Consider the following 19,691-nt stretch of genomic DNA (forward strand, 5'->3'; position numbering starts at 1 on the left):
TTCGGTGTGGGACGCGTCACACAGAGTGAGGCACCGTCAGGCTACGCGCAAGCCCGCCCCGGCCGCCGGGGTTCCGCCCAAACCGACGCGGAATGCCGGGGTTTCGGCGTGCCTCAGGTGGGCATCTCGCGCAACGTCTTGTCCAGCAGCGCCCTGGCCTGCACCGACAGCGGATGCTCCGAGGCCACGACCCGGTCCAGGTCCCGCACCAGCGCCTTCAACTGGTTCACCGCTTCGGGCGTACGCCCCCGGATCCCCAGCAGCACCAGCACGAACGTGAACCGGAACCGCATCACCAGGTTCGAGTCCGGCGGCTGCGAGGCGTCCCGCAGCGCCGCCCGGATCACCTGCTCCGCCTCGTGCGCCCGGTCCTGGCGCAGCAGCGCGTGCGTCAGCGTCTCCCGCGCCCGCAGGATCTCCGGCGTCGACGGCGGCCAGTGGTTGCGGCGGCTGATGTCCAGGATCTGCCGGGCCTCCGCCTCCGCCTCCGCGTGCGAACCGAGCGCCAGCATCGTACGGGCCAGGGTGTTGCGCATCACCAACGTGTCGTAGTGCTCCCGGCCGCGCACCTCGTTCTCCGCCTCCACGATCGAGCGCAGCATCACCTCCGCCTCCCCCTCCCGCCCGGACTGCTCGTTGATCGCCCGGGCCAGCTTGTGCCGGCTGGCCAGCGTGTCGGCGTCGTTCTCGCCCAGGATCAGGGTCCGCGCCCGTACCACCTGCTCCAGCACCCGCTCCGCCTGCGCCAGCTGCTCCCGGTCCAGGTGGATGCGGCCCTGCTCGTGGCGCAGCCCCAGGATCTCCCGGTCGTCGACGTCGAACCCGAAGGAGGCGCACCGCTCCACCATCGGCAGCACCAGGTCGTACGCGGGACCCGGCAGCCCCGTCGCGATCAGGTAGCGGGCGGTCAGCCGGGCCAGCTCCAGCGCCTCGGCCAGCACCGTGCGGTCCGCCAGCTTCAGGTCGCCGAGCAGGCAGGCCCGGGCCACCTCCATCGCGTGCGGGGCGAGCGAGGCCCACAGCGGCCAGTTCGCCGGATGGTCGGGATTGCGCAGGTGGGTGGCCGACAGCACCATCCGTACCGCCAGCCCGTAGTAGTCCGCGGACCGCTCCCGCACCTCCCCGTCCTCACGCAGCACCCCGTGCACCACCGGGTGCATGGTCAGCACGTGCGCCAGGTCGCGTTCCGCGAAGCCCTCCCGCTCGTAGGCGTCCACCAGTCCGAACTCCTCCAGACCGGCGAGGGCGGCGCTGGTGCGCGCCGGGGTCTCGCCGGGGAAGAGGGGGGAGCGGGTGAGGTCCTGCCCGGCGAGCAGACAGCGGTAGGGGATCGGGGCGATGCTCAGGCAGGCGAACACCTTCAGCAGGGCCGCGGGCTGCCCCTGCTCCCGCCGGCCCAGCAGGTCCAGGGCGATCCCGCAGGACTTCTCCACGATCTCCCGGCCCAGCAGCTCGCTCAGGTGCGGCCCGTCCTGGCCCGCGGTGGTGTCGATCCGGGCGGCGACCGTCCTGCGGAAGGTCTCGAAGTCGCGGATGTCGCTGTCGAGGGAGATCCGGCTCTCGTTCACGGCCTTGATCACGTCGGCGGCGTGGCGCAGCGCCAGCGGCAGGCCGCCCAGGTCGTGCGAGAGCCGGCGCGCGTCCTCGTTCGTCCCGCCGTGGCCGCCGGTCCGCTCCAGCAGCATCGACGCGCCGTCCTTCTCGTTCAGCAGCGGCACCTGGTGGACCCGGATGCCGTCGCCCCAGGTCTGCTGCCGGCGGATCCGGCTGGTGACCAGCACCGTGCCGCGGGCGTTCTGCGGCCGGCGCAGCCAGCCCGTCCCGCCGGAGACCTGGCCGCCCCGGGGGCCGAGGCGCTCGGGGTCCGCGTTGTCGAAGACCAGCAGCCACGGGTCGGGGCAGTCGTTCAGCAGCGTCCACACCAGGTCCATGGCCGTGCCCAGCAGCCAGGCCCGCTCGACCATGATCGACGGGGCTCCCAGGTCGCGGGCGATCATCCGCATCCGCAGGCTCAGCTCCGGCATCGACACCCACCACACCCGGCGCCCGTCGCGCTGCGCCCGGTCCGCCGCCTCCAGCGCGAGGCGGCTCTTGCCGGAGCCGCCGAGCCCGGTCAGGACGTGGACCTGCCGGCGGGCCTGCTCCGACAGCAGGTGCGCGACCAGCGCGAGCCGCTCCTCCCCCTTCACCTGGCCGTCCTCCCGCTGCGGGTAGGGCGGAGGGGGGAACGGTGCCAGGTCCGGCTCCCCGGCGGCGGGCGCCGGCAGGACGGGCCGCCCGTCGGTGTCGCCGGGGGAGCGGGGGGTGAGCACCTCCGGCTCCGGTGCGCTGCCGGCCGCGTCCTCGCGGGCCGCCTCCAGCAGGGCGCCGCGTACGGCCATGTAGGAGGCGCAGGTGCGGTCGGCGGGCTGGACGATGGAGAAGTGGTCGGCGGTGACCACCCCGCCCTTGGGGAACACGCCGCGGGCGACGACCGGCGGCACCACGTCGTCGGCCGAACCGCCGTAGGCGCGCACCGGGATCGGGCACTCCTGGTCGCTGTACGCGCGGGCGTGCACCACGGCGCTCAGCACGGTGCGCTGGGCCTCGGTCACCGCCCGGTCGAAGGGGCGCAGCTGCTGCTCCTGCGGGTTGTGCCAGAGCACCTTGAGCCATTTGCGGACGGTGAGGAAGAAGCCGGAACCGGTGTTGGGGCAGGCGAACATCGTGAAGTGCCGGATGCGGCGCAGGTCGCCGCCCTCGCCGTTCCACAGCTTCCGGGCGAGGAAGCGCTGCACGACGAGGCCGCCCTGGCTGTGGGTGACGATCACGATCCGTTCGGCGTCGGCGAGTTCGGTCTCCAGGAAGGTGCCGAACTGGTCGGCGATGTCGTCGGTCTCGGCGACACGCCGGTCGGGGCGCAGCCGGACGAGGGGGGAGTCGTACTGGAACGGGTGGACGCTGAGCCAGTCGCCGAGCTCGGGGTCGTCGGCCAGGAGCCGTTCGAACGCCTTCCACACCTTCGCGGAGGAGAACAGGCCGTGCACCAGCACGAGATGGACGCGTGTCCGTACCGCCATCGCGAACCTCCGCAGCCAGGAAGGGTGTTGAAGCAGATGGAATTCGGTCGCAGATGAAGAACCAGCCGGCTCAATGATGCATGAGGAGCGACGCGCGGAGCCATGACGTGACACGCCCGGACCCCCCTCCCCGCGGCGCCGCGCACCCCCGGGCGAGCGCCCCCGCCCCCGGCCCCTGTGACGGCCGTACGGACGGTTGCCGCCGGGTAGCGGCGGCGCGAGACTGGTGATATCAGCGCAAAACCCCCGCTGCCACCAAGAACCACCCTCACACCAAATGATGAATCATCAAATGATGAATTTTTAACCGTTGGTCCTCTCGCTCAGGAGGTGCCCCATGAGCAGGACCCGACCGATCAACTGCATCATCCCTCCGTACATTCTCGACAAGCTCCTGGAAAGTCCGGACCGCGACGTGCGCCAGGCCGCCCTGGACACCATGCTGACCACCGCCCGCCTGCGGGGTGAACGCATGGTCCGCGCCTCCATCGCGGGCGCGACCGCCACCCCCGGCGACGGCCGGCGCACCATCTTCGACTGCGACGAGGGAGTGACCCTGAGCCGCGCCAACCTGGTCAGGACGGAAGACGGACCGGAGTCCGCGGACACGGCGGTCGACAAGGCCTTCGAGGGCCTGGGCCTGACCCGCGATTTCTACCGGCAGGTATTCCAGCGCGATTCGATCGACGACCAGGGAATGCGTCTGGACGGTTACGTCCATTTCGACGTGCAGTTCAACAACGCGTTCTGGGACGGCCAGCAGATGATCTTCGGCGACGGGGACGGAACGGAGTTCAGCAACCTCGCCGGATCCCTCGACGTGATCGGCCACGAGCTGACGCACGGCGTCACCGAGAACACCGCCGGCCTGGAGTACCACAACCAGTCCGGGGCCCTGAACGAATCGATGTCCGACGTCTTCGGTTCACTGGTCAAGCAGTGGTCGCTCAAGCAGAAGGCGGAGGAAGCGGACTGGAAGATCGGCGCCGAGGTATGGACCCCGGGCATCGCCGGTGACGCGCTGCGGTCGCTGAAGGAGCCGGGGCACGCGTACGACAACCCCCAGTTCGGCAAGGACCCCCAGCCCGACCGCATGAGCAGGTTCATCCACCTGCCCGACACCCCGAGAGGGGACTCCGGCGGGGTCCACCTCAACTCCGGCATCCCGAACAAGGCGTTCTACCTGACGGCGGTCGGCATCGGCGGATTCGCGTGGGAGGGCGCCGGACACATCTGGTACGACGCCCTCAGGGCGTCGAGCGCCGACACCGGCTTCCAGGACTTCGCCGACACCACCTACCAGAAGGCCGGGGACCTCTTCGGCGCCGGCAGCCCCGAGCAGGCGGCCGTGCTGGCGGCATGGGCGGGGGTGGAGATCCAGATCAGCGGCGTCCCGAAGGCCCGCACCTTCCCCGTCAACGGCAACGGCCGCGTGGGCCGCGAGGACGGCATCGCCGCCCTGTCCCGCCAGCTCGGCGAACTGAACGCCAAGGTAGCGGCCCTGGCCAAGGACCTGGCCACGATCAAGACCAACAGGTGACGCCGAAGCCACCCGACACCCGGGCCGGCGGCCCCCACCGCCGACCCGAGCCACGCCCGCTCAGCGAACGTGCTCTCCGTGTTCGAGGTATGCGGTCAGGCCGCTCGTCCGAGCCTCTACGCCGGCGGCGATCCGCCGTGCCAGGCGAGGAATGGTGAGGTCCGCGACCTGCGCGCCAGCCCCGGCCACAGGGCGGGCGGGCCGCCCTCGGGCACGGCGTACCCAGCGGATGACCCTATGACCAGCCCCGGACGGCCGCCGGACGCCGAGGAGAGAGAAGCGCGTAGCGATCTGGAGCGGAGGGGGCGCCGCTTGTGGCTTGCGGCGGCCTGGATGCGCGGTCTGCCGGCCCCCGGCGTCCCCGGCTCATCGCTGAGGGAGCCGGATGGTCAAGGTAGGACCGTGCCGTCCTTTGGCCCCGCTTCAGGGGCGGACCCGCCCACCGGCCCGCACTCGGGGAGGCGGGTGGGCAAACACCGCCCGGCCCCTGCCCCTCGAGGGGGAGATGGCGGGCCGCCCCGCCCCCCTCACCCCCGGCCCAGCAGTAGCGTGCCCGAGGAGCAGAACCAGCCCCCCGTGCCCGATGCCAGGGCTGTGTCCGGGAGGCTGCCGTCGCGCTTGGTGACCTGGCGGTCGGGGCCCGCCTCGCCGCGGAGCTGGCGGACGGCCTCCACCAGGAGGAACAGGCCGCGCATGCCCGGGTGGCAGGCCGAGAGGCCGCCGCCGTCGGTGTTGACCGGGAGTTCCCCGTCCCGCAGCAGGCGGCCCTTCTCCACGAAGGCGCCGCCCTCCCCCTTGGCGCAGAAGCCGAGGTCCTCCAGCGTCACCAGGGTCATGTACGTGAAGGCGTCGTAGATCTCGGCGAAGTCCACGTCCGCCGGGGTGAGCCCCGCGCGGGCGAAGGCCTGTCGGCCCGAGACGGCGGCGGGGGAGACCGTGAAGTCCTCCCACTCCGACATCGTGGTGTGGGAGACGGCCGTGCCCGTGCCCAGGACCCAGACCGGGGTCTTCGCGCTGTCCGGGACGTACTCCTCCGCCGCCAGGAGCACCGCGCAGCCGCCGTCGGAGCGGATGCAGCAGTGCAGCTTGGTGAAGGGGTCGGCGATGGGGTCCGAGGCCAGGACGTCCTCGACCGTGATCGGGTCGCGGAACATCGCGTCCGGGTTGGCGGCGGCGTTCGCCCGGGCCTGGACGGCCACCGAGGCGAGCTGCTCCAGCGTCGTGCCGTACTCGTGCATGTGGCGGCGCGCGGCCATGGCGTACTTGGCGACCAGCGTGTGCCCGTACGGCACCTCGAACTGGAGCGGCCCGCGCGCTCCGAACGACAGGTTCGAGGTGCGCCGCCGGGCCTTGATGTCGGCGCGGGCCGTCGAGCCGTAGCCCAGCAGGACGGCGTTGGCGTGGCCGGCGGCGATGGCGTCGGCGGCGTGGGCGGCCATCACCTCCCACGTCGATCCGCCGACGGACGTCGAGTCGACCCAGGTGGGCCGCAGGCCGAGGTACTCGGCCACCTCCACCGGCGCCAGCACGCCGAGGCCGGCCGAGGCGAAGCCGTCGATGACGGAGCGGTCCAGGCCGGAGTCGGCCAGGGCCCGCCGGGCGGCCTGCGCGTGCAGGGCGTACGGGGTCGGGCCGTCCACCCGGCCGCAGTCCGAGAGGGCGACGCCGACCACCGCGACCCGGCGGCGGGGGGCGGGAAGGGACGGGGGCACGGGCGGTGCGGACAGGGGTCCGGGCGTGGGTCCAGGCATGGGAGGACGGTACATCTGACGCTACGTCAGATGTAACCCCGCCCGCCCCGTCCACCGCGCCCACCCGCTCGCCCATCCACCCACCCACCCATCCATCCACCCCACCCCACCCCACCCCACCCACACCCCGCCCCCCAGCCCCCAAAGCCCGGCCGCCCCTCCCCTGTGCATCTCGCCCCCGCCGCTCTAACATGACGGCCCGTCAGAAACGGGGAGGAGCCCGACGATGGATGCCGCCTTCACCGCGGAGCAGGACGAGATGCGCCGCACCCTGCGCGAGATCCTGGGCAAACGCTGCGGCCCGGACGAGGTCAAGGCCGCCGTCCGGACCGACGCCGGACACGACCCTGAGCTGTGGCAGCGGCTCTCCCGGCAGCTCGGCCTGCCCGGCATCGCCGTCGCCGAGGAGTACGGCGGCGTCGGCTGCACCCCCGCCGACCTGGCATTGGCCTGCGAGGAGACCGGGCGCGTGCTGCTCCCCTCGCCCCTGCTGGCCACCGCCGCCCTCGCCGCCCCGCTGATCGGGGCCCTCGGCACCGACGCCCAGCGCGCCGCCCTGCTGCCCGCACTCGCGGCCGGGGAGCTCACCGCCGCCCTCGCCGTGCCCGGCCCCGCCCTGGCCACGGCCCTCGCCCTGACCGGCGACAACGCCCCCGGCGACTGGGCGGGCGGGGGCCGCGCGGGCGGGGTGCAGGCGCGCGCGGACGGTGACGGCTGGCGGCTCTACGGGGAGGTCGCCCAGGTCCTCGACGGGCACAGCGCCGGCCTGCTCCTCGTCGCCGCGCACACCGGCGGCTTCGCCCGGGCCCGGACCCTGCTGTTCCTGGTCCGCGGGGACGCGCCCGGCCTCGTCCGGTCCCGGCAGGCCACCCTCGACGAGACCCGCCCGCAAGGCCGCGTAGAACTACGCCACGTGGAAGCCGAGTTGCTCGGCCGAGCGGGAGCGGACGGCCACGGCCACGGGCCCGACCCGCTCCCCGCCCTGGCCGCCACCGGCCTCCTCGCCGCCTCCGTCCTCGCCGCCGAGGCCGTCGGCGCGGCGGCCCAGGCGCTGGCCCGCACCGTGGAGTACGTGGGCGGGCGCGAGCAGTTCGGCCGGCCCGTCGGCTCCTTCCAGGCGGTCAAGCACCGCCTCGCCGACCTCTACGTCCAGGTCCAGGCCGCCCGCTCGGCCGCCTACTACGCCGCCTGGGACCCCGGCCAGGGCGCCCTCGCCCTGGCCCAGGCCCTGGAGGCGCTGCGGATCACGGCGGGGGAGGCCATCCAGCTCCACGGGGGCATCGGCTTCACCTGGGAGCACGACGCCCACCTCTACTTCAAGCGGGCGGCCGCGGACGAGCTGCTCTTCGGCCCGGTCCACCGGCTCCGCGGCCACGCCGCGCAGCAGGCCGGCCTCTTCCCCGCACCCGACCCCTCCCCGACCCCACGGGACCCACAGCACCCACAGAAGGCGGCCGTCTGATGGCTTCCGGCGCGACCCTCCCCGTCAAGATCATGCAGAGGGTGTCCTCGACCCTCCTCTTCGCCCGGATCGCACCGCACTTCATCCCCGCCATGGACAAGGCGGTGCACCGCCTGACCGGCGGAAAGGTGCTGCTCAGCGCCCGGATGCTGCCCGGGGTGGTCCTCACCGCCAAGGGGGCCAGGAGCGGTGAGCCGCGTACCACCCCGCTCGCGTGCATGCCGGAGGACGGAGGCGCGAGCTGGCTGCTGATCGGGTCCAACTTCGGCCGCCCCGGCCACCCGGCCTGGACCGGGAACCTGCTCAAGAACCCGGACGCGGACGTGAACTGGCAGGGGCGGGACATCGCGGTACGGGCCCGCCTGCTGGAGGGGGCCGAACGGGCGGAGGCGTGGCGGGCGGTGTTGAAGTTCTGGCCGCCCTACGCGACGTACCAGGCGCGCATCGAGCGCGAGATCAGACTGTTCCGCCTGGAGCGGCGCTGACCGCAGGCGTACTGCGAGCGCGGGAGCCTGCGCCGACGGCGGACCCCCGCGCGGGGTCCGCCGTCACCTGGTCGGCTTCTTGCCGGTGATGCCCAGGTGCACGAGCAGCGCCAAGTTCGGCTTGAGTTCAGCCTGCTTGACGCCCCAGGTCTGGAAGCCCTTCTGGTGCGAGGCGACCGCGGCCAGCATCGCCACGAGTGAGCCGGCCATCGCCGCCGGGCTGAGCTCCTTGTCGACCTTGCCCTTGGCCTGGAGCTCCTTCATCGACTCCGTAAGGGAGTTGGTGACGGAGTTCAGGATCTTCATGCGGATCTTGTAGAACCGCTTGTCGCCCTCGGCCGCGCCGAGGTCGACCACGCGCAGGATCGCGTCGTTGCGGCGCCAGAAGTCCAGGAATCCCTCGACCAGTTCCTCGGCGGCCGCCCAGCCCGCCTTGCCGACCCAGTTGCGGCCCTCGACGAGCGCCGTCAACTGGGCGCCCTCCGTGGCCATGTGCTCGGCGATCTCCAGGACGGCACCCTCGACGTCCGGGAAGTACTGGTAGAAGGTGGCGGGGCTGGTACCGGCCTTGCGCGCGACGTCGATCACCTTGACGTCGCGGTACGGCGAGGAGCTGAGCATCTCGCTGAGGCAGTCGAGCAGCTTCTGCCGCGTCGCCTGGCCGCGCCGGCCGGCGACACGCCCGTCGACGGTGCGTACTTGTCCTGTCATGCCGTCAGCTTACCGAGGGGGCTCCGGCGCGCTATTCGGCCGCCTGCAAATGGGGTTACCACCCCGCCGACCAGCCCAGAAGCGGCTGCGGGACATCCCGGACCAACGGATTTCGGCCGAATTGCGGCGCCGGTGAGCGGCCCCTGCGAGACCGGCCCGCCCCCTCCGTACCGTCGCGTATCCCCCGAATAGTCTTATCAACAGGGTGTGGACAACCTTTCGGGCGGACCATGTCCATCAGGGACAGACCCAGCGCAACCGGAAGGAACCTCCCCATGGTCGCATTCGCGGAAGGCTCCCCCTGCTGGGTCGACGCCTCGCTGCCCGACGTCGAGGCGGGCAAGCGCTTCTACGGCGAACTCTTCGGGTGGACCTTCGGCGGCAGCGCGGGACCCGAGTACGGCGGCTACACCCAGGCCTACAGCCGCGGCCGCAACGTCGCCGCCCTCGCCCCCAAGCCCGACGGCCGCATGCCCACCGTCTGGGGCATCTACCTCCACACCTCCGACGCCTACGCCTGCGCGGCCCGCATCCGCGCCGCCGGCGGCCAGATGGTGATGGACCCGCAGCCCGTCGGCCCCTACGGCACCGCCGCCCTGGCCGCCGACCCGGGCGGCGCCGTCTTCGGGCTCTGGCAGCCCGGCACCCACCACGGCTTCGAGGCCCAGGACGAGCCGTACACGTACTGCTGGGGCGAGGTCTACACCCGCGCCCGCGACGCGGTCGACGTCTTCTACGCCAAGGTCTTCGGCTACGTTCCCGAGGACCAGGACGACCCCGAGAGCGGCATCGCCTACCGCGTCTGGTCGCCGCCCGGCAGCGCCCCCGGCTCGGACACCGCCGTCCTGGGCCGCACGCTGATCACCGAGGCCTTCCCGGAGATCATGCCCGCGCACTTCCTCGCCTACTTCGCCGTCCCCGACTGCGACGCGAGCGTCGCGACCGTCCAGCGCCTCGGCGGGCGCGTCACGGCGGACCCGTTCGACACGCCGTACGGCCGGATCGCCGTCGTCGCCGACAACCAGGGGGCCGTGTTCGGACTGCTCTCCGAGTCGCGCACGACGACCGGAGTGTGAAACCGAAGGCGGGAGCCGGGGCGGGACCGGTCACGGGCCTGACAGAATCGGGTGTGCGCGACTCCCGGCCACGGGCCCGGAGTCGGACGAGCGGGCCCGGGCAGAGGGCTCGTACGGGGAGGTGTGGAGGCGAGTGGTGGAGCAGCTGACGCAGCACGACCCGAGACGGATCGGCCCCTTCGAGGTGCTGGGACGGCTCGGCGCCGGCGGCATGGGGCTGGTCTATCTCGCACGGTCGGCATCCGGTCGGCGGGTCGCGATCAAGACGGTGCGCACCGAGCTCGCCGAGGACCAACTGTTCCGCGTGCGGTTCACGCGCGAGGTCGAGGCGGCGCGCGCGGTGTCCGGTTTCTACACCGCGGCCGTGGTCGACGCCGACCCGCGGGCCGCCGTGCCGTGGCTGGCGACCGCGTACGTGCCGGCGCCCTCGCTGGAGGAGATCGTCAACGAGTGCGGGCCGATGCCCGTGCAGGCCGTGCGGTGGCTCGCGGCCGGGATCGCCGAGGCGCTGCAGTCCATCCACGGGGCGGGCCTGGTCCACCGCGACCTGAAGCCGTCCAACGTGCTGGTCGTCGAGGACGGGCCGCGCGTGATCGACTTCGGCATCGCGAGCGGCGTGTCCAACACGCGCCTCACGATGACGAACGTGGCCGTCGGCACCCCCGCCTACATGTCGCCGGAGCAGGCGAAGGACTCGCGCAGCGTCAAGGGCGCCAGCGACGTGTTCTCGCTCGGCTCCACCCTCGTCTTCGCCGCGACCGGGCACCCGCCGTACCACGGGGCCAACCCGGTCGAGACGGTGTTCATGCTGCTGCGCGAGGGCCCCAACCTCGACGGGCTCCCGGACGAGCTGCGGCCGCTGATCGACTCCTGCATGCAGATGGACGCCACCCAGCGCCCCACCCCCGCCGACCTCCAGGCGCAGCTCGCCCCGCACCTCTTCGACGGCGGCGACGACAGCGGCACCGCCTCGGCCTGGCTGCCGGCGCGGGCCGTCGCGATGATCGAGGCCCGGCGCGCGGGACACCGTACGCCCGCCCCCGGCGTCCCCGCCCCCGGCGTCCCGTCCCCGGGCGGCCCCTCCCGCGCCCCGCACGGCGGCCCCGCGTCCGCCCCCGCCTCCGGGCACGCTCCCGCGCTCGCCCCCGCTCCCGGGCCCGCCTCCGCGCCGCCCGTCTCCGGGCCCGCCACGCACCGCAGGCCCGCGCGCGGCGCCGCCGACCCGTTCACCGACCCGCGCACCGGCCAGACCCTGCCGCCGCGCCCGGACCGCCCGCCCATGGCGCCGGTCCCGGCGCTGCCCGGCGCGCCCGTGCAGCTCGGCGGCTCCCCGGTGCCCATCGGGCCCGGCCCGCGCGCGACGACCTCCGCCCCGGCCGGGCTCGCCGCCGCGGACTCGGCGACCGGCTGGGTGCGCCCGCCGGCCGGGGTCCCGGCCCAGGCCGCGGCCCCGGTGGCGCCCCCGTCCGTACCGGCCCCCGGGCCGTCCCCGGACAGCGGGCGCTGGCGGCCGTGGCGCTTCCGCATGTCGAACGAGGTCTGGGGCACCCCCACCGTCGCGGGCGACCTGCTGTACGTCACCTCCTTCGAGGTGCACGCCCTGGACGTCGGCAGCGGCCGGCGCCAGTTCAAGACCCGGGACGTCGCCTGGTCCATGGCGGTCGCCGACGGCCGCATCCACGCCTCCGACGGGCCCTCCCTGTTCGCCCTCGACGCCAAGGACGGCTCCGAGCGGTGGCGGCTGAACGCCGACGCCTGGGTGTACGCCCTGCGCGCCGAGCGCGGCACCGTCATCACCGCCACGCGCGGCGGCGGGGTCCAGGGCTGGGAGGCCTCCAACGGGCAGAAGCTGTGGGAGCTGAGCGGCGCCCAGACCGACTTCGAGACCCCGGAGGCGGCCCCCGTCCTGCACGACGGCACGGTCTACGTCTGGCAGGACGCCCGGCTGCGCGCCCTCGACGCGCGCTCCGGCCTGGAGGCCTGGTCCTACCCCGTCGGCGACGCGGCCTCCTGCGGCAACGTCCCGGTCCGCGTCACCCCGGCCCCCGACGGCAACGTCTACGTGGCCGCCGGCACCCGGGTGCTGTCCGTCGACCGGGCCTCGGGCCGGGTCCGCTGGCACTTCGAGGCCCCGGCCGTCTTCCTGGCCCCGCCGGCCTTCGCCCCCGGCCCGGCGGTCACGGGCGGCGGGGTCTACCTCGCCGACTACCTGGGCACCGTCTACGCCCTGGACGCCGCCACCGGCAAGGACCGCTGGCGCATCGCCACCGAGCCGCGCCCGGCGGCGGACCCGGTGCTGGTGGCGGGCGGCAACGTGCACCTGGGCGCGGGCAGCGCCCTGTACACGCTCGACGCGGTCACCGGCACCCCGAAGTGGCGGTTCGCGGCGGGCGGGGAGATCACCGGCCCGCCGGTGGTCGCGGACGGCCGGGTCCACTTCGGCTCGGCCGACCACTGCCTGTACACCCTGGACGCGGCGGGCGGGCAGCTGCGCTGGAAGCTGGCCACGGGCGGCGAGATCACCGGCGCACCGGTGGCGGAGGCCGGCGTGGTGTACGCGTGCAGCAAGGACCGCTGCGTCTACGCCCTGGACGCCGCCAAGGGCACGGGCACCCGCACGGGCGGCTGACCGGAAGGGGGCCGGGGCGCGCAGCGCCCCGACCCCCTCCGAACGGGCCTCGAACATGCCCGGAACACCCCACATGGGCGGTGTGTCGGAGGGCTCCAGGGCCCCGCCGGGTCGCGTTCCGCACCGGGAGTGACAGGATGGGACCCATGAGCAACGTATTCTTCGACATCACCATCGACGGCGCCCCCGCCGGCCGCATCGTCTTCGAGCTGTTCGACAAGGTCGTCCCGAACACCGCCCGGAACTTCCGCGAGCTCGCCACCGGCCAGAACGGCTTCGGCTACGAGGGCTCCGGCTTCCACCGCGTCATCCCGCAGTTCATGCTGCAGGGCGGTGACTTCACCAACCACAACGGCACCGGTGGCAAGAGCATCTACGGCGAGAAGTTCGCCGACGAGAACTTCGAGCTGAAGCACGACAGCAAGTACCTGCTGTCGATGGCGAACGCCGGCCGCAACACCAACGGCTCGCAGTTCTTCATCACCACCGTCCTGACCCCGTGGCTCGACGGCAAGCACGTCGTCTTCGGCAAGGTCGTCGAGGGCACGGACGTGGTCGACGCCATCGAGAAGCTCGGCTCCCCCTCCGGCGCCACCCGCGCCGAGATCAAGATCGCCGCTTCCGGCGTCGTCGAGGCCTGATCCAGCCGTACGCCGGTCGGCCCCGCCCCCTTTCCGGGGAGCGGGGCCGCCGCCGTTTCCGGTCCGTTCCGGTCCGTACGGTGCTACGGCCGGTCGCCCGGCTCCCACGGCTCGGGCTCCGGGGCGGTCGGACGGGGCAGGGGTTCGAGGTCCACGTCGCGGCCGCGCGGCCGGCGGCGCCGGCCCCGCATGACGGCTGCCGCCAGGAGCAGCAGCGCGCCCGCGCCGAAGGCGGAGGCGAGGCCGGGGCCGAGGCCCTGGCCGTCGGCGCCGAACGACAGGCCCCCGGCCGCCTGGCCCTGGCGGACCATCCACAGCACCGCCACGCCCAGCACCACCACGCCCGCCAGTGCCATGAGCAGCCGCGAGCGCCGTACGACGGCGACCAGGGTGACCAGCGCGGCGAAGAGCATCGGCAGCAGCAGCGAGCCCAGCAGGTGGGGCACGTCGCTGGTGACGCCGGAGCCGGAGAACAGCTCCTCGATGCGGTAGTCGCGGCCGGGCCGGCCGTCGTACCAGGCCCGGAACGGGCTCCAGACGGCGGCGACGGCGGCGACCAGACCCATGAGCGAGCCGATTGCGTTGCGGATCATGCCCGGCCCTCCGGGGTAGCGGTCATGAGCCCGACGCTAGCCCGGGCCCCCGGGCGCCGCACGCCGGCCGTGGCGTACGGAGGCGGGGGCCGGGGGCCGGGGGCCGGCGCCTCAGGAGGTGGCGCGCGCGGCTTCGACGCGGCTGCGCAGGGCCTCGTTCATCGTGGTGAAGTTGCGGGCCGTACCCTCCAGCAGCCTGCCGAAGAAGGGGACCAGCAGCCCCCGGAACCGTTCGCCGTGCTCCAGCCGGGTGGTGCGGCCGGGGCCCTCGGAGAGCCGGAAGAAGTGCTCGCCGTCGAAGAGGCCCCGGACCAGGAAGCGGCCCACCCAGCGGAGCTCGGCCGCGGGCACGCAGATCCGGACGGTCGGGTGGAAGGTGGTGGGCTTCCCGGAGTCCGCGTACCTGGTCAGCCGCAGCCGTTCGCCGGGCGCGACCTCGCCGCCGGCCTGCCGGATGAAGGGGTTCCAGACGCAGTAGCGGGGCAGGTCGGTCAGGACCGCCCAGACCTCTTCCGGGGTCGCGTCGATGATGATCTCGGTGGTGATGTGGCGTCGCATGTGGCCGTGTTCCTCGTGGTGATGGTGCTCACCGAAGGGACGCGGGGGTGTGCGGCTGCCGCCGGGTTCGGTGGGGGGATGCAACCACGGATCGGGCGGGGCGGGGCCGGGGGAGGGGAGGTCTTCGCTGGTGGCGCAGAGAACGGAGGGGGGCCTTCCGGGTGTGCGGTGGTGAATGCCGACACGTCGGGCGTGCGCCGTCCGGGTAAAACCGCGGGCGCCTGGTAGCGTGACGGCGTTTTGTCTCAGGGGGAGGGACTCGAACGATGCTGTCCGGACAGGTACGCGGGATCAGATTCGGCGCGGTGCTCGTGGCGGTGGTGCTCTCGCTCACCGGGTTCTCCACGGGCCACGGCAAGGGCGACGGCGGCGGGGGCGGCTGCTCCAGCTCCAAGGCCAAGAGCAACAGCGAGAGCAAGAGCAAGACGAAGAAGACGGGCGGGAGCGGCGGGATCCGCACCGACAGCGGCCCGGACACGACCGCCTCGCCCACCGCGAGCACCGGGCCCGCCACCGCCTACGTCGTGTCCTGCGTGGACGCCGGCGCGGCCCGCCCCTCCAGCACCGTCGAGGTCACCTCGCGGCTCGACCGCACCGCCACCTTCTCGGTGGGCCTGCGCCGCGAGGGCGTCGGCGCGGGCCTCGTCGAGACGTCCACCGTCCTGGTCACCCTGGGACCGCGCGAGACCCGCAGGGAGACCGTCCCGCTGCGGGCCACGGAGCGGGCGGGTGACGTCAAGGACTGCCGGATCACGGACGTCACCACGGTGTCCGCCACCGCGACCCCGACCCCGACCCCGACCGCCACCCCGTCCCCCTCGCCCTGATCAGCGCAGCCGGAACTCCTGCCCCGCCCGGCGTCCCGCGAACAGCTCCGCCTGGCGCTCCGGCGGGATGTTCCCCAGGGCGATCAGGGCCGGGGCCTGGGCGAGCGACTGCTGCAGCGCGGCCTGCTTCGCCGACCACAGCGCCCGCACGGTGCCCTGGACGCCCTCCGTCGGGAACGAGGCCAGGGTCCGCGCCGACCGCAGCGCCGTCGCGAGCAGTTCCCCGGGCTCGGCCAGCTCCGACACCAGGCCGATCTCGTACGCCCGGCGCGCGGAGAGCCGTTCCGCCGTGCCCATCAGCGACATCCGGGCGACCTCGCCGAAGGGCATCCGCTGCGCCATGTAGACGGCCTCGTAGGCGCTGACCATCCCGTAGGAGGTGTGCGGGTCGAAGTAGGTGGCGGTGGTGGCCGACACGATGAACTCCGCCTCGCCCAGCAGATAGAAGGCCCCGCCGCAGGCCATGCCGTTGACGGCGGCCACCACCGGCTTCCACAGGTCGTTCGCCTTCGGCCCGATGGCGATCAGGGGGTCGTCGACCGAGTACGGAGAGGCCGGCTGCGGCACCTGCGCCGAGCGGTCGATCCCGGTGCAGAACGCGGCCGTGCCCGCCCCCGTCACCACCACCGCCCGCACCTCTTCGTCGAAGCGCAGCTCCCGCCACAGCCGCGCCAGTTCGGCCGCCGTGTCGAGGTCGATCGCGTTGTGCCGGTGCGCGCGGTCCAGGGTGACGACCGCGACCCCGGCCGCCTTGTCCCGTTCGACCCGCAGCGTCATGACCTCACCGCGATCCAGCGCGGCACGGCCATCCCGCCCGTCTCGGTGAACACCACCTGCACCTGCGCCCCGATCCGCAGCCGGGACGGGTCCACCGAGTCGAGCGGGGCGTCCGCGGCGGTGACCAGGTTCCCCGCCAGCCGGATGTGCGGGGCGTCCGCCAGCTCCACCAGGATCACGTTGTACGGGGCCTGCGCCGCGTACGCCGGCAGCAGCGGGGGGTGCGGCAGGACGTAGGACCAGATCCGGCCCCGCCCGCTCATCAGGCGCCACTCGGAGTCGAAGGAGCCGCAGTGCGGGCAGCAGGGACGGGGCGGGAAGCGGAGCCTGCCGCAGGCGGCGCAGGACTGGACGCGGAGCTCGCCGCGGGCGGCGTACTCCCAGAAGGGGGCGCCGTCCTCGTCGGGGACGGGGAGCAGGAGCTGGAGTTCGTCGGTGCCGGGGGCGGTGGTCATCGTGCGGCTCCTAGGCAGGGGGGCGGGAGGTCAGGCGCGGAGCAGGATCGCGGACGTGGGGACGCCCTCGCCGGCCGTCACCAGGCAGGTCGCGGCGTCCGGGACCTGGGCGGTGGAGGTGCCGCGGAGCTGTTTGACGCCCTCGTTGATCAGGTTGAAGCCGTGCACGTAGGCCTCGCTGAGCCCGCCGCCCCCGGTGTTGATCGGGAGCCGGCCGCCGATCTCCAGCGCCCCGCCCTCGGTGAAGGCGGCGCCCTCGCCGCGCCCGCAGAAGCCGTAGCCCTCCAGGGAGAGCGGGATCAGGGGGGTGAAGGCGTCGTAGATCTGGGCGACGTCCACGTCGGCGGGGCCGAAGTCGGCCTGCTTCCACAGGTGCCGGGCGGCGGTCCAGGCGGGGCCGGACAGCGGGTCGTCGTTCCAGTAGTTGACCATCCCGTGGTGCTGGGCGGGCAGGCCCTGGGCGGCGGAGTGCACGTAGACGGGCTTCTGGCGGCAGTCGCGGGCCCGTTCGGCGGAGACGATCACGCAGGCCAGGGCCCCGTCGGTCTCCAGGCAGTTGTCGAAGAGGCAGAGGGGGTCGCTGATCATGCGGGAGGTCATGTACATCTCGCGGGTCAGCGGGCGTTCGTACATCATCGCGGCGGGGTTCTCGTTGGCCCGGTTGCGACAGGCCATCGCGACGTTGAAGAGGTGGTCGCGGGTGGCGCCGTACTCGTGCATGTAGCGGCGGGCCAGCATGCCGATCTCGTCGGCGGGCCGCAGCAGCCCGAAGGGGCGGGTCCACTGGCCGGGGGTGGGCAGCTGGACGGCGGTGTTCCTCCAGGGGCGCGGGCCGGAGCCGCGCTTGCGGGAGCGCCAGGCGACGCCGACGGTGGCCTGGCCGGTGGCTATGGCGGCGGCGAGGTGGCCGACGGTGGCGCAGGAGCCGCCGCCGCCGTAGCCGACCTTGGAGAAGAAGGTGACGTCGCCGGCGCCGATGGCCTTGGCGACCTCGACCTCGTCGGTCTCCTCCATCGTGTAGGAGGCGAAGGCGTCGACCTCCGCGGGGGCTATGCCCGCGTCGGCGAGCGCCGCCAGGATCGCCCGGCAGGCCAGCTCCTTCTCCGACTCGGGTAGTCGCTTGGCAAAGGGGGTCTGGCCGATGCCGACGATTGCCGTAGCGTCCTTGAGCGTTGCCGCCATCGCCACCTCCGGGGTGCGTCGGTACTGCTGACAGCGGCGAAGGCTACAGCTAATCTGACGGTTAGTCAGCTACTGGGTGCCAGGGGAGGGCGGTCGATGCGGATGCGCGGCGGCTACGAGAACACGGGCGCGACCGACTCCGAAACCCCGGGGCCCCCGGCAGCCCCACCCGCCGGGCTCCCCACCCCGGCGGTCCCGGTGGATCCGCCGGTCCTGGGGGCTTCGGGCGGCGGGCTCCCCGCCCCGGCGGTCCCGGGGAAGCCGGCGGCTCCGGGGGCCCCGGCGGTCCCGGTGGGTCCGGTGGGCTCGGAGCCCGGGGGCCCGGCCCCGGAGGCGGAGGACCCCCGGGGGGACCTGCGGTGGGGTACCGTCGCCGGGCTCGTGCGGGACGCCGCGCTGCGGCATGCGCGTCGGGAGGCCGTCGTCGACGGGCGCACCCGCCTCGACTACGCCCAGCTCGGCGAGCGCGTCGAACGGGCCGCCGCCGCCTGCGTCGCCGCCGGCGTCGAACCCGGCGACCGGGTCGCCGTCTGGGCCCCCAACACCGTCGACTGGATCGTCTCCGCCCTCGGCGCCGTCACCGCCGGCGCGGTCCTCGTCCCCCTCAACACCCGCTTCAAGGGCGCCGAGGCCGCCTACGTCCTCGACCGCAGCCGCGCCCGCCTCCTCTTCGTCACCGGCACCTTCCTCGGCACCTCCTACGTGGCCTCCCTGCGCCGCGCCGCCGCCGAAGGCACCGGCACCGGCCCGCTGCCCGGGCTGCCCCACCTCGAACAGGTCGTCGTCCTCGCCGACGACGCCCCCGCCGAGTTCCGCACCTGGAAGGAGTTCCTCGCCGGAGGCGACCACGTTCCGGCCGCCGCCGTCCACGCCCGCGCCGACGCGATAGCCCCCGACGCCCCCTCCGACATCATCTTCACCTCCGGCACCACCGGCAGCCCCAAGGGCGCCGTCATCACCCACGCCCAGACCCTGCGCTGCTACGCCGTCTGGAGCGAGCTCGCCGGACTGCGCGAGGGCGACCGCTACCTCATCGTGAACCCCTTCTTCCACACCTTCGGCTACAAGGCCGGGATCATCGCCTGCCTGATGCGCGGGGCCACGATGGTCCCCCAGCCCGTCTTCAACGTGGACACCGCCCTCGCCAACATCGCCGCCGAGCGGATCTCCGTCCTCCCCGGCCCGCCCACCCTGCACCAGTCCCTCCTCGACCACCCCCAGCGCGACCACCACGACCTCTCCGCCCTGCGCCTGGTCGTCACCGGGGCCGCCGTCGTCCCCCTCCAGCTCGTCGAACGGCTCCGCGCCGAACTCCGCATCGCCACCGTCCTCACCGCCTACGGGCTCTCCGAGGCGAGCGGCATCGTCACCATGTGCCGCCGCGACGACCCCGCCGAGGTCGTCGCCGCCACCTCCGGCCGCCCCATCCCCGGCACCGAGCTGCGCATCACCGCCCCCGACGGCACCGCCCAGGTCCCCGGCACCCCCGGCGAGGTCTGGGTCCGCGGCCACCACGTGATGCGCGGCTACTTCGAGGACCCCGAGGGCACCGCCCGCACCCTCACCCCCGAGGGCTGGCTGCGCACCGGCGACGTCGGCGTCCTCGACGCGGGCGGCAACCTGCGCATCACCGACCGGATCAAGGACATGTTCATCGTCGGCGGCTTCAACGCCTACCCCGCCGAGATCGAGCAACTCCTCGGCCTGCACCCGGACATCGCCGACGTGGCCGTCGTCGGCGTCCCCGACTCCCGGCTCGGCGAGGTCGGCAAGGCCTACGCCGTCCGCCGCCCCGGCTCCACCCTCACCGCCGACGACCTGATCGCCTGGTCGCGCCGCGAGATGGCCAACTACAAGGTCCCGCGCGAGGTGGAGTTCGTCCCCGACCTCCCGCGCAACGCGAGCGGCAAGGTCCTCAAGACGGAACTCCGCGCCCGGCGCTGAC

The 19,691-nt window shown here is 73.6% G+C and carries 16 protein-coding genes; 8 read left to right on the plus strand and 8 right to left on the minus strand.

What is annotated here, in order from left to right; genetic code table 11:
• Window positions 1-113: 113 nt before the first annotated feature.
• Window positions 114-3,059 (minus strand): alpha/beta fold hydrolase, encoded by a 2,946-nt coding sequence (locus ACFY0O_RS29710; protein WP_388952210.1) that lies wholly within the window; start codon window positions 3,057-3,059, stop codon window positions 114-116.
• 337 nt (window positions 3,060-3,396) lie between these two features.
• Here ACFY0O_RS29710 and ACFY0O_RS29715 point away from each other — a divergent pair, with 337 nt between their 5' ends.
• Window positions 3,397-4,599 carry a M4 family metallopeptidase gene (locus ACFY0O_RS29715; protein ID WP_388952213.1) on the plus strand — a complete coding sequence of 401 codons (1,203 nt, stop codon included), beginning with the start codon at window positions 3,397-3,399 and terminating at the stop codon, window positions 4,597-4,599.
• A gap of 527 nt (window positions 4,600-5,126) precedes the next feature.
• On the opposite strand, the gene ACFY0O_RS29720 is transcribed toward ACFY0O_RS29715, so the two are convergent.
• Window positions 5,127-6,350 (minus strand): acetyl-CoA acetyltransferase, encoded by a 1,224-nt coding sequence (locus tag ACFY0O_RS29720; protein WP_388952215.1) that lies wholly within the window; start codon window positions 6,348-6,350, stop codon window positions 5,127-5,129.
• A gap of 226 nt (window positions 6,351-6,576) precedes the next feature.
• Between ACFY0O_RS29720 and ACFY0O_RS29725 the strand changes: the two genes are divergently transcribed.
• Together ACFY0O_RS29725 and ACFY0O_RS29730 are read left to right on the plus strand one after the other, a co-directional pair.
• A complete protein-coding gene (locus tag ACFY0O_RS29725) occupies window positions 6,577-7,812 on the plus strand; it encodes an acyl-CoA dehydrogenase family protein (protein WP_388952218.1) in 1,236 nt (411 codons plus the stop codon).
• Window positions 7,812-8,297 carry a nitroreductase family deazaflavin-dependent oxidoreductase gene (locus tag ACFY0O_RS29730; RefSeq protein ID WP_388952220.1) on the plus strand — a complete coding sequence of 162 codons (486 nt, stop codon included), beginning with the start codon at window positions 7,812-7,814 and terminating at the stop codon, window positions 8,295-8,297. Before ACFY0O_RS29725 ends, ACFY0O_RS29730 begins: the two co-directional genes overlap by 1 nt.
• 63 nt (window positions 8,298-8,360) lie before the next feature.
• Here the strand turns inward: ACFY0O_RS29730 and ACFY0O_RS29735 are convergent, their stop codons facing one another.
• Window positions 8,361-9,008 carry a TetR family transcriptional regulator gene (locus ACFY0O_RS29735; protein WP_358895160.1) on the minus strand — a complete coding sequence of 216 codons (648 nt, stop codon included), beginning with the start codon at window positions 9,006-9,008 and terminating at the stop codon, window positions 8,361-8,363.
• A 275-nt stretch (window positions 9,009-9,283) separates the two neighbouring features.
• On the opposite strand from ACFY0O_RS29735, the gene ACFY0O_RS29740 reads away from it, so the two are divergent.
• The 3 genes from ACFY0O_RS29740 to ACFY0O_RS29750 all read left to right on the plus strand — a co-directional run bounded on the left by ACFY0O_RS29740 (window position 9,284) and on the right by ACFY0O_RS29750 (window position 13,354).
• Window positions 9,284-10,084 (plus strand): VOC family protein, encoded by an 801-nt coding sequence (locus tag ACFY0O_RS29740; RefSeq protein ID WP_388952223.1) that lies wholly within the window; start codon window positions 9,284-9,286, stop codon window positions 10,082-10,084.
• A gap of 133 nt (window positions 10,085-10,217) precedes the next feature.
• Window positions 10,218-12,713: a PQQ-binding-like beta-propeller repeat protein gene (locus ACFY0O_RS29745; RefSeq protein WP_388952226.1), complete on the plus strand. Its 2,496-nt coding sequence runs from the start codon at window positions 10,218-10,220 to the stop codon at window positions 12,711-12,713.
• Window positions 12,714-12,859: 146 nt separating this feature from the next.
• Complete coding sequence (locus ACFY0O_RS29750) at window positions 12,860-13,354, plus strand: peptidylprolyl isomerase (RefSeq protein WP_388952229.1); 495 nt, start codon at window positions 12,860-12,862, stop codon at window positions 13,352-13,354.
• A gap of 83 nt (window positions 13,355-13,437) precedes the next feature.
• On the opposite strand, the gene ACFY0O_RS29755 is transcribed toward ACFY0O_RS29750, so the two are convergent.
• Together ACFY0O_RS29755 and ACFY0O_RS29760 are read right to left on the minus strand one after the other, a co-directional pair.
• A complete protein-coding gene (locus ACFY0O_RS29755; RefSeq protein ID WP_388952232.1) occupies window positions 13,438-13,947 on the minus strand; it encodes a hypothetical protein in 510 nt (169 codons plus the stop codon).
• A 111-nt stretch (window positions 13,948-14,058) separates the two neighbouring features.
• The gene (locus ACFY0O_RS29760; RefSeq protein WP_388952234.1) at window positions 14,059-14,505 is read right to left on the minus strand and encodes an SRPBCC family protein; all 447 of its coding nucleotides are present in this window, start codon (window positions 14,503-14,505) and stop codon (window positions 14,059-14,061) included.
• 266 nt (window positions 14,506-14,771) lie between these two features.
• Here ACFY0O_RS29760 and ACFY0O_RS29765 point away from each other — a divergent pair, with 266 nt between their 5' ends.
• The gene (locus ACFY0O_RS29765; protein WP_388952237.1) at window positions 14,772-15,332 is read left to right on the plus strand and encodes a hypothetical protein; all 561 of its coding nucleotides are present in this window, start codon (window positions 14,772-14,774) and stop codon (window positions 15,330-15,332) included.
• Here the strand turns inward: ACFY0O_RS29765 and ACFY0O_RS29770 are convergent, their stop codons facing one another.
• The 3 genes from ACFY0O_RS29770 to ACFY0O_RS29780 are packed head-to-tail and all read right to left on the minus strand — an operon-like array spanning window position 15,333 to window position 17,746.
• Entirely contained in the window at window positions 15,333-16,109 is a 777-nt protein-coding gene (locus ACFY0O_RS29770) for an enoyl-CoA hydratase/isomerase family protein (protein ID WP_388952238.1), read from the minus strand.
• Window positions 16,106-16,564, minus strand: a complete 459-nt coding sequence (locus ACFY0O_RS29775; RefSeq protein WP_388952240.1) for a Zn-ribbon domain-containing OB-fold protein — start codon at window positions 16,562-16,564, stop codon at window positions 16,106-16,108. The genes ACFY0O_RS29770 and ACFY0O_RS29775 overlap by 4 nt, the downstream gene beginning before the upstream one ends.
• Window positions 16,565-16,594: 30 nt before the next feature.
• Entirely contained in the window at window positions 16,595-17,746 is a 1,152-nt protein-coding gene (locus ACFY0O_RS29780) for a lipid-transfer protein (RefSeq protein WP_388952242.1), read from the minus strand.
• A 96-nt stretch (window positions 17,747-17,842) separates the two neighbouring features.
• On the opposite strand from ACFY0O_RS29780, the gene ACFY0O_RS29785 reads away from it, so the two are divergent.
• Window positions 17,843-19,690: a FadD3 family acyl-CoA ligase gene (locus tag ACFY0O_RS29785; RefSeq protein WP_388952244.1), complete on the plus strand. Its 1,848-nt coding sequence runs from the start codon at window positions 17,843-17,845 to the stop codon at window positions 19,688-19,690.
• Window position 19,691 lies beyond the last annotated feature (1 nt).

The sequence above is a fragment of the Streptomyces sp. NPDC001594 genome, assembly GCF_042893675.1.
Taxonomy (GTDB): domain Bacteria; phylum Actinomycetota; class Actinomycetes; order Streptomycetales; family Streptomycetaceae; genus Streptomyces.

Excerpts from the sequence above, each read along its gene's own strand:
- ACFY0O_RS29710 (WP_388952210.1), bottom strand. The coding sequence starts at position 3,059 with ATGGCGGTACGGACACGCGTCCATCTCGTGCTGGTGCACGGCCTGTTC.
- ACFY0O_RS29715 (WP_388952213.1), top strand. The coding sequence starts at position 3,397 with ATGAGCAGGACCCGACCGATCAACTGCATCATCCCTCCGTACATTCTC.
- ACFY0O_RS29720 (WP_388952215.1), bottom strand. The coding sequence starts at position 6,350 with ATGCCTGGACCCACGCCCGGACCCCTGTCCGCACCGCCCGTGCCCCCG.
- ACFY0O_RS29725 (WP_388952218.1), top strand. The coding sequence starts at position 6,577 with ATGGATGCCGCCTTCACCGCGGAGCAGGACGAGATGCGCCGCACCCTG.
- ACFY0O_RS29730 (WP_388952220.1), top strand. The coding sequence starts at position 7,812 with ATGGCTTCCGGCGCGACCCTCCCCGTCAAGATCATGCAGAGGGTGTCC.
- ACFY0O_RS29735 (WP_358895160.1), bottom strand. The coding sequence starts at position 9,008 with ATGACAGGACAAGTACGCACCGTCGACGGGCGTGTCGCCGGCCGGCGC.
- ACFY0O_RS29740 (WP_388952223.1), top strand. The coding sequence starts at position 9,284 with ATGGTCGCATTCGCGGAAGGCTCCCCCTGCTGGGTCGACGCCTCGCTG.
- ACFY0O_RS29750 (WP_388952229.1), top strand. The coding sequence starts at position 12,860 with ATGAGCAACGTATTCTTCGACATCACCATCGACGGCGCCCCCGCCGGC.
- ACFY0O_RS29755 (WP_388952232.1), bottom strand. The coding sequence starts at position 13,947 with ATGATCCGCAACGCAATCGGCTCGCTCATGGGTCTGGTCGCCGCCGTC.
- ACFY0O_RS29760 (WP_388952234.1), bottom strand. The coding sequence starts at position 14,505 with ATGCGACGCCACATCACCACCGAGATCATCATCGACGCGACCCCGGAA.
- ACFY0O_RS29765 (WP_388952237.1), top strand. The coding sequence starts at position 14,772 with ATGCTGTCCGGACAGGTACGCGGGATCAGATTCGGCGCGGTGCTCGTG.
- ACFY0O_RS29770 (WP_388952238.1), bottom strand. The coding sequence starts at position 16,109 with ATGACGCTGCGGGTCGAACGGGACAAGGCGGCCGGGGTCGCGGTCGTC.
- ACFY0O_RS29775 (WP_388952240.1), bottom strand. The coding sequence starts at position 16,564 with ATGACCACCGCCCCCGGCACCGACGAACTCCAGCTCCTGCTCCCCGTC.
- ACFY0O_RS29780 (WP_388952242.1), bottom strand. The coding sequence starts at position 17,746 with ATGGCGGCAACGCTCAAGGACGCTACGGCAATCGTCGGCATCGGCCAG.
- ACFY0O_RS29785 (WP_388952244.1), top strand. The coding sequence starts at position 17,843 with ATGCGGATGCGCGGCGGCTACGAGAACACGGGCGCGACCGACTCCGAA.